Below are 14,231 nucleotides of genomic sequence, written 5' to 3'. Positions count from 1 at the left end.
GTGCGCCGCGACGTCGTCGATATCGGCGTAGCGGTGGACGAGCAGGTCGCGCAGGCCGACGGTCCGGAGGACACGCCTCACGCGGCGAGGCGGACCTGCGCCGGTGTCGACGGCGGGACGGTGGTGGAGGGCGCCCGTCCGGTCGAGACCACGGCCGCGGTGAGGTCGAGGACGCTCGCACCCAACGCCCCCGCGACCGCCGCGAGCACCTCCGAGCTCGGGTCCTTCCGGCCGCGTTCGAGCTCCGACAGGTACTGCGAAGACACGCCCGCGCGAGCGGCGACGTCGACGAGGCGTGCGCGCCTGGCCAGACGCCGGCGTCGCAGCTCCGCCCCCACGAGCTCTCGCCACAGCGGCTCCAGGCCCCCTCGCGGGACCCTTGCGCGGAACTGGACGACCTCGCTCATCGCGCCACGTTAGAGCGGTGAGCGCGGGCAGCACCCCACCGTTCGCTCACGGCTGCATGAGGTTTGACGATCCGTCGGACTTCACGATCGGTCAGGACGAGGTGGACGGAGCCCACCTCACCCCACCAAGCGTGCGGCAGCCGTCCGGTACTCCCGCGTGATGCGCAGGAGGCCGAGCACGACGTCTTCTCGCTCCCCCTCGGGCACCATGTCCTCCACCTGCCCCTCCTCCACGGGCGCGCGACCGCTGCGGGCGCGCGCGTCGAGGACGAGCCGCCGCAGCCGGCGCCGCTCGGCTGGTTCGAGCTCGTGGAGGTCCCCGTCGTCGCAGAGCTCGGCGAGCACCTCGACGACAGCGGCTCCCACGAGGCCGGTCGCCGACTCGACGAGCTGCTCGACGAGGTCGAGCCAGCGCTGGTCGTCCGTCTCGAGGCTCTGCGCCGCGTCGGCGACGGCCTCAAAGAAGCGGAACGTCGCGGTCTGCAGGGCGGGGACGGCTTCCTCGTGCGGGTCGTAGCCGAGGTCGAGCGCGCGTCTCACGAGCGCGCGGGAACGCGCCTCGTCGGTGTCAAGCGACCGCTCCGCCTTTCCCAGCAGGTTTTCGGCGGCGAGGAACAGCGACCTGCTCCGTTCGGCCGCCACCGCGTTCATGCCGAAGCCGAAGGCGGGTTCGAAGTCCTGCAGGGTGACGGCCACGACGTCAGGGTGGCACGGGGGCTCGCCCCCTTCGGCGAAGCGTCGGCCTCGTGTCGCGGGGCGACGCCGCTACCGCAGCCGCACCCAGAGGTGCCCCGTCCCGGAGCCGTCGAGCCGTGTGTCGACTTCGAGGTACGCCTGGTCACGAACGAGGTCCCCCAGCTTGAGGTATCCGTATCCGCGCGAGTCGAAGGTCGGGTGGGTGTTGACGACGTACCAGCCGACGCTGGACAGCGGAGCCCACCCGTCGTCCTTCGCCCTTGCAGCAACAGCAGCACGAAGGAGGGGCTCCAGAGGCGGCGCGACCGCTTCCGGCTCTGCCATCGGCTCCGGCTCGCTGGCCTGGTCGACCGCCACAGGGCCAGACTGCGTCGTGTTCGGCGTCTCGCTCGGGGAGGCATCAGCCAGGATCTCGAGATACGTGAATCGGTCGCACGCGTGGCGGAAGGCCTGCGGCGTCCTTCGCGCGCCGATGCCGTACACGCGCCGGCCGGCCTCGCGGAGCCGCATGGCGAGCCGCGTGAAGTCGCTGTCGCTCGACACGATGCAGAAAACCTCGGTCCCCGTGCTGTGGAGCAGGTCCATCGCGTCGATGATGAGCGCTGAATCAGTTGCCTTCTTGCGTGTGCTGTACGGGAACTGCTGCACGGGCTGGATCGCGAGTGCCGGCAGGAGCGCTCGCCAGCCGGCCAGCCGAGGGCTCGTGAAGTCGCCGTAGGCGCGTTTGATGCTGAGCGTCCCGTGCTTCGCCGTCTCCGCCATCACGGCTTCGGCTGTCCTGGGACTCACGTTGTCGCAGTCGATGAGGAGACGCGGACGGCCTCAGGCATCGCTCGCCCCGCTCGACGAACCTTGCGACTGCCCTGACGCGGATCCTTCGCGCCGGGTGACGCGACGCCGCGCGGCGACGTCGGACAAGCCGCTGGTCACCCTCCCCGTCGCACCCCTGGCGCGCCCCAACGCGTCGAGACCGAAGCGTCTGGCGGCCACCACACCTTCGGCTCCGCCATCGACCACCTTGTCACGCACGTCGGCCGCGGCGTCGCGCCAGCGACGCCCGTTCCTCGTCTGCCGGTCGCCGTCCAGCCCGAGGAGATCCCGGAAGTCCTCGACCGATAACCCTACGGAGTTGCACGTCCGGACCACGGCCGGCGACTCGAAGGGGTTCATCAGCACCTTGGCGTTGGCTACGTTCGCAGCGGCGTCGAGCCGTTCGAGGAGCATCGCGGTCGCTGCGGCGAAGCTGTCCCGACGCATCTGCCGGGCCTTACGCAGCCCCAGGCGATGCTGGTCGAGCTCCTCCGGCGCCGCATCGAGCACCCGATCGAGCTCGAGAACAGCCAACGCGTCCTGGAGCTGGAAGCATCGAGCCAGGACGGCAAGCCACTCGCGGACCGACACCTCCGCCTTCTTCGTCGCCTTGACGAGCTCCCCCACCCTGTCCTCGCGTTCGAGGTTCTCCGCCACGCGGACGATCTGCTTGAGGGCGTACGACTGTGTCGTGGCGATCGTCTGGCTGCTCCCCTGCACCTTCGACCACGTGACGTCGGAGACCCTGCCCACCTCGTCCCGGACGGTCATCGCCTCCTCGATCAACAGCTCGACGCCGATCATGTCCGCGAGGACGGAGTCCTTCTGGGCGCGCAGTACGTCGTCGATCTTCGCGTCGATCACCGCGAGGTACTCGGTGATCTCGTCCATCGTCTGCTGCATCGCGAGCTGCGCCATGACGCCGGCGGCGCCGGCGAGGAGGGCAGGGTTCGTGAGCAGCGCCCCCGCGGTCTTCGGGTCGACGATCTCGAGCAGCCCGGTGATCTTGCCGCTGCTCGTCGTCAACACCGCTCGGTTCACGCCGGCGCTGGAGCCCTTCATGAGCGCGGGCGACTGCTTGAGGGCGACGGCACTCTTCTCCGTGAGCTTCACCCAGCGTCCGGACTGCTCGGCGAAGACGGACGCCACCTGTGCAGCACCGCCCCCGGCACCGAGGGCGGCGGAGAACCGCGCCCGGTCGATGCTCCTCGACTGCAGTCCCTCGGCGTCGAGGAAACGCTCGACCACACCAGGGTTGCCGATGACGAGGACGCCCTCGCCGTCGTTGATGAGGTGGATCTCGTCGCTCATCGTTCACTCCCCCTCGTCGGGCCGCCGAGAACCGCGACCCCGTGATGTCTGACTCGCGGTGGTGTCGACATGTCGTCTGCCGATCTGAACTCGGCGGAACCGCGTGCCCCTGCCAGGACACACCGGTGCGGCTTGTAGATGCAGCGGAACTGGTCCGCGATCGACCAGACGAAGTTCCCCAGAGTGCTCACCGTGCTGCCAGAACCCTGCCGTACTCGTCGCCGTCGTCGATCCTGGGCAGTCTGCCCCAGGAGCGACCGGCCCATGAGCGTTCACCGGATCGGAGATGTCTTGCAGCGCGCGTTGCAATACTGCAAAACTGCAAAACATGGCTGACGAGCTGCGAGACACGGTGGCCACGCTCGTCGCCCGGGTGAGGCGCCTCGGCACGGACACCGCCCGCATCGAGGTGAAGGCTGCCGCGGGCGGACTCCCCAAGTCGACGGGAGAGACGCTGTCCGCCTTCCAGAACACATCGGGGGGTGTCGTGCTCCTCGGGCTGGCCGAGTCCGAGGGCTTCCGCCCCGCTGAGGGCTTCAACGCATCGGCCGTACGCGACGCACTCGCAGGCCTCTGCGCCGATGCAATGGAGCCGCCGTTGCGCGCCGAGATCGACATCGTCCCGTTCGAGGGGCGCGAGGTCGTCGTACTCGAGGTGCCCCCGCTCGACCCGGTGATGCAGCCCAGCCATATCCGGACCAAGGGCGCATACGCAGGCTCCTTCTTCCGTAGCGGCGACGGTGACCGGAGGCTGACGCACTACGAGGTCACACAGCTGCTCTCGAACCGGAGTCAGCCGCTGCACGACACGGAGGTAGTGCCGACGGCGACCCTCGACGACCTCTCTGACACCGCCGTCGACGTACTCGGATCCCGGCTGGCCACCTCGTCGAGCCGCGCCTTCTCGGGCCTCACGCGCGAGCAGATGCTCATCCGAGCAGGCGCTGCCACTCGGGACCACGACGGGACGGTGCGGCCCACGGTCGCCGGCGTGCTGTGCCTGGGCGAGTACCCTCAGCAGTTCTTTCCACAGCTGCTCGTCTCGTTCGTCGCCCTGCCGGGATCGACCCTGGGGGACACCGCGCCAGACGGCACCCGCTTCCTCGACAACGCCGTCTGCGACGGCACGATCCCCCAGATGCTGGAGGGCGTCCTCGCCGCGTGCAGGCGGAACATGCGCACGGCTGCGGTCATCCGTGGAAGTGGCCGGGAGGACCGGCACGACTACCCCGTGGAGGTGATCCGCGAGCTCGTCGTCAACGCCCTCCTGCACCGGGACTACTCCGCGGGAGCACGAGGGACGCAGGTACAGGTCGAGCTGTTCCCTGACCGTCTCGTCGTCAAGAGTCCCGGGGGTCTCTTCGGGAACGTGGTTCCGAGTCAGCTCGGTGTCGAGGAGGTGTCGTCCACCCGGAACGCCACCCTCGCCCGCCTCCTGGCTGACGTCCCCGGAGCCGACGGCCTGCCCGTGAGCGAGAACCGGGGTTCGGGGTTGTCCTTCGTCATGGCGCGACTGCGCAGAGCGGGGATGAGTCCGCCGAGCTTCGACGTCACTCCGGCGCACGTGCATGTGACCGTCCCGCAGCAGGCGCTGCTCGAGCCCGACACCGTCGCGTGGATCGGCTCGCTGACCGATGCGCACCTCACCGACGAGCAGCACATCGCCTTGGCGCTGATGCGTACGACGGGGACGGTCTCCAACGAGATGCTGCGTGCCTGGGGCGTCGGGTCCCACGATGCCACTGCGGCGTTGCGGGGCTTGGTGGACAAGGGTCTGGCCGTCAAGCTCGGGGGCCGTCGGTACGCCACGTACGAACTCGCCGCGACCCCACCGGATGGCGCCGGATTCCATGGCGCGGACCAGTTGAGCATCGTCGGCGTCGAGGACGACGACGCCAAAGACCCCCGACCCGGGGCTCCCGTACCTCGGGGAAGGGACGCAGGGCTGGAGGCCGTCATTCAGGCTGTCCGGGCGGGTGCAGACAGCACCAGGACCATCACCGAGACGCTCGGGGTCAGTGTCGCGACCACGACCAGACGGGTGAACGCGTTGCTGACAGAGGGCCGTCTGGGACAGACGGCCGGGCCACACAGCCGGTCGCGGCGGTTTTTCGTCATCGATCCCGGTTCCGACCGTTACTGATTCCCGAGGCCCGCACAGGTGAGCGCGCTGCCCTGGGCCGCGTCGCTCCCAGCAGCGCCCCCGGGGGCGACGGTCGGCCGGCGCGCTCCTCCGGCTCGTCTGACAGATACCCTCGAGCGTCTTCCGGGCCTCTAGCTCAACTGGCAGAGCAGCGGACTTTTAATCCGCGGGTTGTGGGTTCGAGCCCCACGGGGCCCACTCGCACGCGGACATACTCTCCCCGTGGACGGGGAGGGCTCTCGGGCTCGGAGCATCGGCTTCGCGCGGCTCACCGAGTTGCCGCTCGAGGACGTGCGGGCGCTGCTCAACGAGCCGCGCAACCACCGGCACATGCCGCTGGCCACCGTGTTCTCCGAGGAGGACACCGCCCGGTGGGTCCACGACAAGGATGTGCAGTGGGAGCAGCACGGCTTCGGTCCCGAGGCGGTGCTCGTCGACGGCGGGCTCGCTGGCTGGGGCGGTTTCCAGCGGGAGGACGCGGGCGCCGACCTCTCACTCGTCCTCGCGCCCCGCTTCTGGGGGCACGGCGCGGAGGTCGCCCGACGCTTCGTCGACCGGGGGTTCGGCGAGCTGGGGCTCGAGGAGATCGTCGTCTCGCTGCCGTTCAGCCGCTCACCCGCCCGCGCTCTCGCGCCGTACGGCTTCCGGGACCAGGGCACCGTGACCCACGGATCGGTGACGTTCCGGCTGTTCCGGCTGCGGAGAGCCGACTGGGCCGGGTCGGGAGCTCGCCCGTGACCGACACCGGCGGCCTCGCGCGCACACCGCAGCCGCCGTACACGGCCGTCATCTTCACCTCGACACGCACCGAGGCCGACGACCAGGGCTACGAGGCCATGTCCGCGGCGATGGCCGAGCTCGCAGCCCAGCAGCCCGGCTACCTCGGCATGGAGTCCGCCCGCGAGGACGTCGGCATCACGGTGTCGTACTGGACCGACGAGAACGCCGCGCTCGCGTGGAAGGACGTGGCTGCCCACCTCGTCGCCCAGCGCCGGGGACGCGCCTCCTGGTACTCCGCCTACCAGGTGCGGGTGGCGACGGTCGGCCGCGACTACGGCTGGACCGCGCCGACCCCTCACGACCGCTGATCCGACGCCTCGGCGCCCTCGGCGTCAGGCGGAGGCGTCGCCGAACTCCTGGAACAGCGTGAGGTGGATGCCGCCCGGCGCGTCGAAGCGTGCGTTGAGGGAGTCCCACGGCGTCCGCGTCGGCGGCGCCACCTCCGCGGCGCCGCCGGCCGCGGCCGCCTCGCTCGCCGCGGCAGCGTCCGGCACCTCGAGAGCGACGCGCCAGGTCCCGGCGACCTGCCGGCCGACCTCGACGTCGTCGATGTACCGCTGCTGGGCGGGGTTGGCGATCTCCAGCGTCGCCCGACCGGCGCCGAGGATCGTCACCTGCGCGCCGTCCGGACCGTCGTACGCCTCCTCGACGGGCATGCCGAGGACGTCCCGGAAGAACGCGACCGCTGCCTCCGCGTCCTCGGTCGCGACGACGAGGCGCAGCTGCCGGACCGGGGCGGGACTCTCGACCATCACCGCACGCTAGACCCGGCGCCGCAGCCGACGCGCCAGTCCGGCGAGGACCTCCATCACCTCCCGCACCCCGAGCAGTCGCGCAACCGGTAGGTACACGAGCGCGAACAGCACGATCGCGACGACGCCCTCGAGCTCCGGCGGCAGCCGCAGCAGCAGCGGCCGCAGCGGCACGAGGACGACGGCCGCCGCCACGGCGGCGAGCACGATCCGACCGAGCTGCCCCCCGCCGAGCCGCACCCGTCCGAGCCGTCGGCCGACGGCCCGGCGCAGCAGCACGAGCTCCACCCACGCCGCGACCCCGCTCGCGAGCGCGATCCCCACCGCCCCGAGCCGGACCAGTCCCGCGACGTCGTCGCGCTCGTCCGCGGGCAGGGGCGTGAAGGCCGGGAGGTCGCCGACGACCCGGAGCCCGTCGGCGTCGAGCACGAGGCGGTCGAGCTGGAGCATGAGCACCGCCCCGAGCGCGAGCGACACGACGACCCGGACGGTCGCCGTGACCGCCGGCACGCGCGTGTCCCCGGTCGCGAACAGGGCGGCCTGCAGCAGCCGCCCGGACGTCGTCGCGACGAGACCGACGGTGAACCCGGCGAGCACGAGCCACACGGCGAGCACCTCGAGGCGGCCGAACGCGCCGGTCTGGAACAGCGTCGCCGTCACGAGGTCGCCGACGACGAGGTAGCCGGTGGCCGTCGGCACGACGAGCGCCGCGACCCGACCCAGGCCGGCGTCGACCCGGCGCAGGGTCCGTTCCCGCGCCACGGCGTCGTCGGTGTCCGTCGAGCCCTCGGCCGACAGCCGGGGCAGCGCCGCCGCCGCGACGGCCATCCCGAAGAGGCTGATCGGCAGCATGTACAGCACCTGCGCGTACCGCAGGGTCGCGAGCGCCCCGGCGGCGAGGAAGCTCGCGAGCAGCACCTGCAGGTACGTCGAGATCTGCACGACGCCCTTGGCCGCGACGACGGGGCCGAACGCCCGCAGCACGTCGGGCACGCCGGGCACCCGGACACGCGGGACAGGCCGCAGGCCACGGGTCAGCCGCACGACGGCCGGCAGCTGCACGGCGAGCTGCACCGCCCCCCCGACGACGGTCCCGATCCCGAGCCAGCGGACGAGGTCCTCCTGCAGCGCGACGCCGAGCGGACCGCCGCCGTCGACACCGGTGAGGAGGTAGTGCGCCGCGACGACGAGCGTCACGACCTGCACGGCGTTGAACAGCGCGGGCGCGACGTACGACAGGAAGAAGCGCCCGTGGCTGTTGAGCACCCCGAGGCACCACGCGGACACCACGAGGAGCCCGACGGCGAAAAACATGATGCGGACGAGGTCGACGGTGAGGTCGAACACCTCCGGCCGGGCGCGCAGGCCCGCCGCGACGAGCACCGTGAGCGGCTCGGCGAGGAGGACCCCGAGCAGCGTGAGCCCGCCCGCGGCGAGGAGGAGCAGCCCGAGGACGGCCGAGGCGACGCGGCCGGCGTCGCGGTGCCGGCCCTGGGCGAGCAGGCGGCTGTAGACGGGGATGAAGGACGCCGACAGCACGCCCTCCCCCAGCAGGTGCTGGAGCAGGTTCGGGATGCGGAACGCGACGGTGAAGGCGTCCGCTGCGCCGCCCGCTCCGAGGTAGTGGGCGAGGGCGCGTTCCCGCACGAGACCCGTCAGCCGGGACACGAGGATGCCGGCGGCCACCAGACCGGTGCTGCGGCGGCCGGTGACGTCGGCCGGCGTCACCGGGGCGGTCGCAGCGGACCGGGGAGCAGCCTCACGCGCAGGCGCCCTCGGCGGCGGGGTCGACCTCGTCGCCGACGGTCCGCGGGTCCGGCGCCGGGCCGGGACGCAGGCGCCCCGTCACGAGGTGCCACGTGGGCCCCGGGTCGCGCAGCGACCACACGCTGCGCTGCGCGGTCGCCGACCACGCGAGGGTGCGGGCGACGTCGCTCACCAGGCCACCGCGCCGTTCGACGCTCGCGCGCCGCAGGTCCCCCGCGCCCCACGAGAACCGCACGCCGGCGGGCGCGTCCGGCAGGTCCGGCACATCGAGGCCCAGGACCTGCCGGCCCCACGCGTCCGCGAGCCCCGGCCGGGCGGCGTCGGTGAGCGCCATCGAGCCGTAGAAGCGGCCGTTGAGGTCGATGAGGTGCGGGACGCCGTCGGGGCCGGTGAGGAACTGCAGCTCGACGAGCCCGGTCCAACCGAGGTCGACGAGCAGCCGCTCGGCGCGGGCGGCGAGGTCGGCATCGACCGGGACGGTGACGGCGCTCGCCGACACCCCGCTCGGCGTCGGCCACAGGCTGCGCGCCCGCTGCTGGAGCCGACCGGTCAACCGGCCGCCGTGCACGAGCCCGATGAGCGCGCCGAGCCCACCGTCGACGGGCTCTTGCAGCACCGCCTCGAGGCCCGAGTCGCGGATGAGGTCGAGCCGCTCGCGGGCGGCGGGGTCGTGGGCGGAGGCGAACCACCTGGCCTCGACCCGCAGCAGCTTCCGCTGGCCGGGCCGCCAGTGCGAGCGGCACTTGACGACGACCGGGCCCTGCCACGCCTCGAGCGCCTCCGGCGTCGCCTCGACCGTGCGCGGGGCGGCGAGGCCGACGGCGCGGGCGCGCTCCACGAGACCCGCCTTGTCGAGGGCGCGGTCGACGACGTCCGGTGCCGGGTGCGCGACGACGGCCGGGATGTCCGCCCGCAGGTGCGAGAGGGCGGCCATCCAGTCGTCGCCCCCGCCGAACACGACGTCGTAGCCACCGGTCCGGACGGCCTCGGCGACGGCGCCCGCGAAGTCGCGACCGTCGCCGCGGGGTCGGGGGACGACGTGCGTCGCGCGGCAGGCGCGGGACGCGCCGACCATGCCGCCGCCGTCGGGCGTGCCGACGCCGACCCTCCAGCCCGCGACGTCGAGCGCGCGGACCGCGGCGAGGGCACCTCGTGCGCGACCCAGCGTCACGACGAGCGCGCGGCGACCTGTCACGGTTCCGGACGGTACCCGTCACACATGAGACGGCGACGGAGGCGTGCTGGGACCGCCCGGGCGAGCGCCTCCGTCAGCCGGCGAGGGCCCGGCAGATGTGACTGCCGTCGTCCAGACGCGTCGGCTCCTTGAGCACCTCCCCGGTGTCGGGGTCGAGCTTGAGGACGCCCTTGTAGTCGCGTGGCAGCTGTCCGACGATCGACAGGATGAGCGAGCCGTCCGGCATGCGGAGCAGGGTGTCCGCTCCGACGTCCCGGACCGTGATGCTGCGCTCCCCCGCAGTGAACGTGATGGCGACGTTGACCGTGCGCACCGCGAGCAGTCCCTGCTTGCCGGTGTCCTCGAAGGTCCGGTTCGTCGCCGTGCCCTCGCCGGAGACGATGACGGGCCCGGGGATCCCGCACAGCTCCGGAAGGGTCTCGGACTCGAACTCGAACTCGATGACCTCCTGCTCGCTCGACGGCGCGGCCGCCGACGCCGGTCCGGCCGCGGCGGCCATCGTGAGGGTCGCGGCCGTCGCGACGGCGATCCGCAGAGCTCGTGCCTGGGTCATGGGGCCTCCTCGGGGTCGTGCGCCGGCGCGCTCCGTGCGGCCGCGTCCCGACGCTAGGGACGGCCCCTCTCCCCGACATCCGTGCCACCACGGGAGTCCGGTCCCTGCCGGGACGCCACGTCCGCCCCGTACCGTGAGGCCATGGCAGGCGGAGCGGCGGACGAGCCCGCGCTGCTGCGCCGCATCCGCGAGTCCGTCATCGGCGACGACCAGGTCATGCACGGGCCGTACGGCCCCCGCCGCGTGACGTACGCCGACTACACCGCGAGCGGCCGGGCGCTGACCTTCGTCGAGGACTTCGTGCGGGGCGAGGTGCTGCCCCGCTACGCCAACACCCACACCGAGTCCAGCGGCACGGGCCTGCAGACGACCCGACTCCGCGAGGACGCCCGCCGCCTCGTCCGGGAGGGCCTCGGCGCCGGCGACGACGTGGCCGTCATCTTCTGCGGGTCCGGCTCGACCGCCGCCATCGACAAGATGATCGGCCTGCTCGGGATCCGGCTGCCGTGCGGGCTCGAGGACCGCTACCACCTGTCGGCGCACATCCCGGCCGACGAGCGCCCGGTCGTGCTCATCGGCCCCTTCGAGCACCACAGCAACGAGCTGGGCTGGCGGGAGTCGATCGCCGACGTCGTGACGATCCCCGAGGACGCCGACGGCCACGTCGACCTCGCCGCACTCGAGGCGGCGCTGCGCGAGCACGTCGACCGTCCGCTCAAGGTCGGCTCCTTCTCCGCCGCCTCGAACGTCACGGGCATCGTCACCGACACCCGCGCCGTCACCGACCTCCTCCACCGCCACGGTGCGCTCGCGCTGTGGGACTACGCCGCCGCCGCCCCCTACGTCGACATCCGCATGGGCGAGGTCGGCATGGACGCCGTGTTCTGCTCCCCGCACAAGTTCATCGGCGGGCCGGGCACGCCCGGTGTGCTCGCGGTGCGTCGGGACCTGCTCCACAACCGCGTGCCGGTCGTGCCGGGCGGCGGCACCGTCGCGTACGTCAACCCGACCGAGCACCGCTACCTCGCCGACGCCGAGCACCGCGAGGAGGGCGGCACGCCGGCGATCGTCGAGTCGATCCGCGCCGGGCTCGTCTTCCAGCTGAAGGCCGCGGTCGGTGTGGCGACGATCCGGGCGCGCGAGGAGACGCTGCTGCGTCGCGCCGTCGACCGGTGGCGGGAGGTCCCGGAGATGGAGATCCTCGGCAACCTCGCCGCGGAGCGGCTGTCGATCGTGTCGTTCGTCGTGCGGCGTCCCGACGCCGACGGTCGCCCCGGCCGCTACCTGCACCACAACTTCGTCGTCGCCCTGCTCAACGACCTCTTCGGCATCCAGTCCCGCGGCGGCTGCTCGTGCGCCGGCCCGTACGGGCACCGCCTCCTCGGCATCGACCTCGACCGCTCGCACGCCTTCGAGCGCGAGATCGCCACCGGCTGCGAGGGCATCAAGCCGGGCTGGGTGCGGGTCAACCTCAACTACTTCGTGTCCGAGCAGGTCGTCGACTACGTCGTCGAGGCGGTCGGCTTCGTCGCCCGGCACGGCTGGCGCTTCCTCACCGACTACACGTTCGACCCGGGCACGGGGCTGTGGCGGCACCGGGACGGACCGGTCGAGCCGCCGCTGCGCCTCGACCAGGTGACGTACGACCCCATCACGGGCGAGATGACGTACCCGCGTCACGACGAGCCGGTGCCGGAGACCGCGCTCGCCGGCTACCTGGCGGACGCGGAGCGACTGCTCGGGTCGCGGCCGTCCGAGACCGCGGCGGTGCCGGGTGCGCGGACACCGCAGGTGTCGGACGACTTCGAGCACCTCCGGTGGTTCGAGCTGCCGCCGGCGTGCCTGCTCAGCGGCTGAGCAGGAAGGGCTGCGCGAGGAGCGCCGCCGGGGGCAGACTGAGGCTGCATGGGGAGCCTCCCGTTCGTCGGGCGGGACGCGGCGCTCACCGAGCTGGCGGCCGCCGTGACCGCGGGCGAGCACGTGCTGCTCCGCGGCCCGCCGGGGATCGGCAAGTCCCGCCTCGTCGAGGAGACGCTGCGCGTGGCGCGGTCCACGGGCCTGTCCGACGCCGGACGTCATGTCGACCGGCTCCTCGCGAGCGCCAGCACGTCCGGGCGGGCGCTCAGCACCCTCGCTCCTCTTTTGCCGACAGGCGCGGCGGGCGGCGACCTCGCGGCGGTGCTCGCGACGTTGTCGCGGCGCTGGCGGCAGCTGGCCCGTGCCGGCGAGGCCCCTCTCGTGTGGCTCGACGACGCCCACCACGCCGACGCGATGTCCGCGGTCGTGCTGCGGTACGCGACGAGCCCTGGGGACGTGCAGCTGCTCGCCACGCGGCGTGACACCGATCCGCTGCCGGACGACGTCGAGGCGCTCCTGCGTGAGGGGACGCTTCGGGTCGTCGACGTCGGGCCGCTGCGCGACGGGGACGTCGTCCGGATCGCGACGGCGGCGGCCGGGCGCCCCTTGGACACCGACCGTGCCGCTCGCGTGGTGGACCTGGCGGGCGGCAACCCGCTCTTCGCCCGGGAGCTCGCGCTCGCGGCCGCCGGCGTCGGTGAGCCGTGGGGCGGCCTCGACGACCTCGTCGGCCACCAGGTCGCGGCGCTGCCGCCGCACCAGCGTCGCGTCCTCGAGCTCGTCGCGGCCGCGGAGCCGACTCCTGCCGCCCTGCTGGCCGGGGACGAGGAGAGCGTCGCCGACTGGTCGGTCGCGGCGGGCCGACCACCCCCGCCGACCGTCGCCCTGGAGGCGGCACGCCTGGACGCCCTCCGACCTCCGGAGCAGCCGTGACCATCCGTCGGACGCCGGACGGACGGGACGCGCCCCGTCCCGGGTCGTGGGGCCGCGCCGGACGCGAGGAGGCCGCGCTGGAGACGACGCTCGTGCCCGGCGACCCGGCCGGGACGGGACCGGGCGAGCGCCGCCGGCTCCCGGTCGCCGTCCTGGCCGTCCTCGCCGGGGTCGTCGGCCTCGTCGTCGGGTCCGTGCTCGCCTCGCCCGGCGTGGCGACCCCGGAGACCTCGGACCCGGAGCGGGCGGCGGTGGCGGCGTTGCTGCGGGAGTGGCACGAGGCCGTCCGCGAGGGGGACGTCGACGGTGTCCGCCGGCTCGCCGCACCCGACGCCCAGGTGTTCGGCGGCAGCGTGGGGGACGCGAGCACGCAGCTCCAGGTGGAGTCGTGGCGCGGGAGCTTCGACTCGGGCGCGCAGGTCGGGCGGCCGGTCGTGGCGATCGTCGACGGGTCGACGTACCTCGTCGCCCAGCACGCGCAGTGGCCCGGGTCCGAGGACCTCCTGGTGTTCTGGGTGGTGGCGGGTGAGGACGGCCTGCGCGTCGCGCGGCTCGGGGACGTGACGGGACTGGACCGGTGAGCGCCGTGCGGGCCGTCTCCCTCGTGCTGCTCTCGGGCTGCGTGGGGACGGCGGTCGGCGCGTTCGCGCTGCCCTCCGGTGTCGCACCGCACGACACCACGGAGACCGAGGCGGAGGTGACCGCCTTCATCGACGAGTGGGAGACGGCTCTGCGCGCCGGGGACTCGACAGCGCTCACCGCCATGACGCGGCCGTCGGCGTACGTGTACGGCTCGCAGTGGGAGGACGGGCCACCCGACGTGGGGGTCACGACCGACGTACCCGAGCCGCGGGCGGCCGGCCCGTCGGTGGTCATGCCGACGGCCGGCGGCGTCGTCGTCTACGTGGCCCAGGTGGTCGACCACGGCGACGGGGAGGACCTCGTGCTGTACCGGCTCGAGCGGACCCTCGATGGGCTCCTCGTCGCCTTCGCCGACCGCACACCGCGCCTCGAGTGAGGCTCGTGC

General features: G+C 73.0%; 15 protein-coding genes and 1 tRNA gene. 8 read left to right on the top strand and 8 right to left on the bottom strand.

Annotation, left to right across the window (positions count from 1 at the left end):
• Positions 1-77: 77 nt before the first annotated feature.
• The 4 genes from WAB14_RS10510 to WAB14_RS10495 all read right to left on the bottom strand — a co-directional run bounded on the left by WAB14_RS10510 (position 78) and on the right by WAB14_RS10495 (position 3,062).
• Positions 78-407 (bottom strand): helix-turn-helix domain-containing protein, encoded by a 330-nt coding sequence (locus WAB14_RS10510; RefSeq protein WP_340269601.1) that lies wholly within the window; start codon positions 405-407, stop codon positions 78-80.
• 117 nt (positions 408-524) lie between these two features.
• The gene (locus tag WAB14_RS10505; RefSeq protein ID WP_340269600.1) at positions 525-1,103 is read right to left on the bottom strand and encodes a hypothetical protein; all 579 of its coding nucleotides are present in this window, start codon (positions 1,101-1,103) and stop codon (positions 525-527) included.
• Positions 1,104-1,172: 69 nt separating this feature from the next.
• Positions 1,173-1,907 carry an NYN domain-containing protein gene (locus tag WAB14_RS10500; protein WP_340269660.1) on the bottom strand — a complete coding sequence of 245 codons (735 nt, stop codon included), beginning with the start codon at positions 1,905-1,907 and terminating at the stop codon, positions 1,173-1,175.
• Positions 1,908-1,925: 18 nt separating this feature from the next.
• Complete coding sequence (locus WAB14_RS10495; protein WP_340269599.1) at positions 1,926-3,062, bottom strand: hypothetical protein; 1,137 nt, start codon at positions 3,060-3,062, stop codon at positions 1,926-1,928.
• 490 nt (positions 3,063-3,552) lie between these two features.
• Here WAB14_RS10495 and WAB14_RS10490 point away from each other — a divergent pair, with 490 nt between their 5' ends.
• The 4 genes from WAB14_RS10490 to WAB14_RS10475 all read left to right on the top strand — a co-directional run bounded on the left by WAB14_RS10490 (position 3,553) and on the right by WAB14_RS10475 (position 6,455).
• Positions 3,553-5,367, top strand: coding sequence for an ATP-binding protein (locus tag WAB14_RS10490; protein WP_340269598.1), 1,815 nt, complete (start codon positions 3,553-3,555; stop codon positions 5,365-5,367).
• A 125-nt stretch (positions 5,368-5,492) separates the two neighbouring features.
• A tRNA-Lys gene (locus WAB14_RS10485) sits at positions 5,493-5,565 on the top strand.
• Between the two features lie 24 nt (positions 5,566-5,589).
• Complete coding sequence (locus WAB14_RS10480; RefSeq protein WP_340269596.1) at positions 5,590-6,105, top strand: GNAT family N-acetyltransferase; 516 nt, start codon at positions 5,590-5,592, stop codon at positions 6,103-6,105.
• The gene (locus WAB14_RS10475; protein ID WP_340269594.1) at positions 6,102-6,455 is read left to right on the top strand and encodes an antibiotic biosynthesis monooxygenase family protein; all 354 of its coding nucleotides are present in this window, start codon (positions 6,102-6,104) and stop codon (positions 6,453-6,455) included. Before WAB14_RS10480 ends, WAB14_RS10475 begins: the two co-directional genes overlap by 4 nt.
• A 24-nt stretch (positions 6,456-6,479) precedes the next feature.
• On the opposite strand, the gene WAB14_RS10470 is transcribed toward WAB14_RS10475, so the two are convergent.
• The 4 genes from WAB14_RS10470 to WAB14_RS10455 form a co-directional block, all read right to left on the bottom strand.
• Positions 6,480-6,899, bottom strand: coding sequence for a VOC family protein (locus tag WAB14_RS10470; protein WP_340269592.1), 420 nt, complete (start codon positions 6,897-6,899; stop codon positions 6,480-6,482).
• A 9-nt stretch (positions 6,900-6,908) separates the two neighbouring features.
• Positions 6,909-8,627, bottom strand: a complete 1,719-nt coding sequence (gene murJ / locus WAB14_RS10465) for a murein biosynthesis integral membrane protein MurJ (protein WP_340269591.1) — start codon at positions 8,625-8,627, stop codon at positions 6,909-6,911.
• A 31-nt stretch (positions 8,628-8,658) separates the two neighbouring features.
• Positions 8,659-9,861: a hypothetical protein gene (locus WAB14_RS10460; RefSeq protein WP_340269589.1), complete on the bottom strand. Its 1,203-nt coding sequence runs from the start codon at positions 9,859-9,861 to the stop codon at positions 8,659-8,661.
• Positions 9,862-9,934: 73 nt separating this feature from the next.
• Positions 9,935-10,414, bottom strand: coding sequence for a hypothetical protein (locus WAB14_RS10455; RefSeq protein WP_340269588.1), 480 nt, complete (start codon positions 10,412-10,414; stop codon positions 9,935-9,937).
• 141 nt (positions 10,415-10,555) lie between these two features.
• Here WAB14_RS10455 and WAB14_RS10450 point away from each other — a divergent pair, with 141 nt between their 5' ends.
• Genes WAB14_RS10450 through WAB14_RS10435 form a run of 4 tightly spaced genes read left to right on the top strand, consistent with a single transcriptional unit; the run spans position 10,556 to position 14,222 of the window.
• Positions 10,556-12,271, top strand: a complete 1,716-nt coding sequence (locus WAB14_RS10450; protein ID WP_340269587.1) for an aminotransferase class V-fold PLP-dependent enzyme — start codon at positions 10,556-10,558, stop codon at positions 12,269-12,271.
• A 48-nt stretch (positions 12,272-12,319) separates the two neighbouring features.
• Positions 12,320-13,204, top strand: a complete 885-nt coding sequence (locus WAB14_RS10445) for an ATP-binding protein (protein ID WP_340269586.1) — start codon at positions 12,320-12,322, stop codon at positions 13,202-13,204.
• Positions 13,201-13,785, top strand: a complete 585-nt coding sequence (locus tag WAB14_RS10440; RefSeq protein ID WP_340269585.1) for a Cif family virulence factor — start codon at positions 13,201-13,203, stop codon at positions 13,783-13,785. The genes WAB14_RS10445 and WAB14_RS10440 overlap by 4 nt, the downstream gene beginning before the upstream one ends.
• A complete protein-coding gene (locus WAB14_RS10435; RefSeq protein WP_340269583.1) occupies positions 13,782-14,222 on the top strand; it encodes a hypothetical protein in 441 nt (146 codons plus the stop codon). Before WAB14_RS10440 ends, WAB14_RS10435 begins: the two co-directional genes overlap by 4 nt.
• Positions 14,223-14,231: the final 9 nt, after the last annotated feature.

The sequence above is a fragment of the Aquipuribacter nitratireducens genome, from assembly GCF_037860835.1.
Taxonomy (GTDB): domain Bacteria; phylum Actinomycetota; class Actinomycetes; order Actinomycetales; family JBBAYJ01; genus Aquipuribacter; species Aquipuribacter nitratireducens.
The sequence above is the reverse complement of the archived record's forward strand: the minus strand, read 5'-3'. Positions and strand labels throughout refer to the sequence as shown.

Bases quoted from the DNA above. Each gene is read 5' to 3' on its own strand.
- WAB14_RS10490 (WP_340269598.1), top strand. From the start codon at position 3,553: ATGGCTGACGAGCTGCGAGACACGGTGGCCACGCTCGTCGCCCGGGTG.
- WAB14_RS10510 (WP_340269601.1), bottom strand. From the start codon at position 407: ATGAGCGAGGTCGTCCAGTTCCGCGCAAGGGTCCCGCGAGGGGGCCTG.
- WAB14_RS10470 (WP_340269592.1), bottom strand. From the start codon at position 6,899: ATGGTCGAGAGTCCCGCCCCGGTCCGGCAGCTGCGCCTCGTCGTCGCG.
- WAB14_RS10445 (WP_340269586.1), top strand. From the start codon at position 12,320: ATGGGGAGCCTCCCGTTCGTCGGGCGGGACGCGGCGCTCACCGAGCTG.
- WAB14_RS10450 (WP_340269587.1), top strand. From the start codon at position 10,556: ATGGCAGGCGGAGCGGCGGACGAGCCCGCGCTGCTGCGCCGCATCCGC.
- WAB14_RS10455 (WP_340269588.1), bottom strand. From the start codon at position 10,414: ATGACCCAGGCACGAGCTCTGCGGATCGCCGTCGCGACGGCCGCGACC.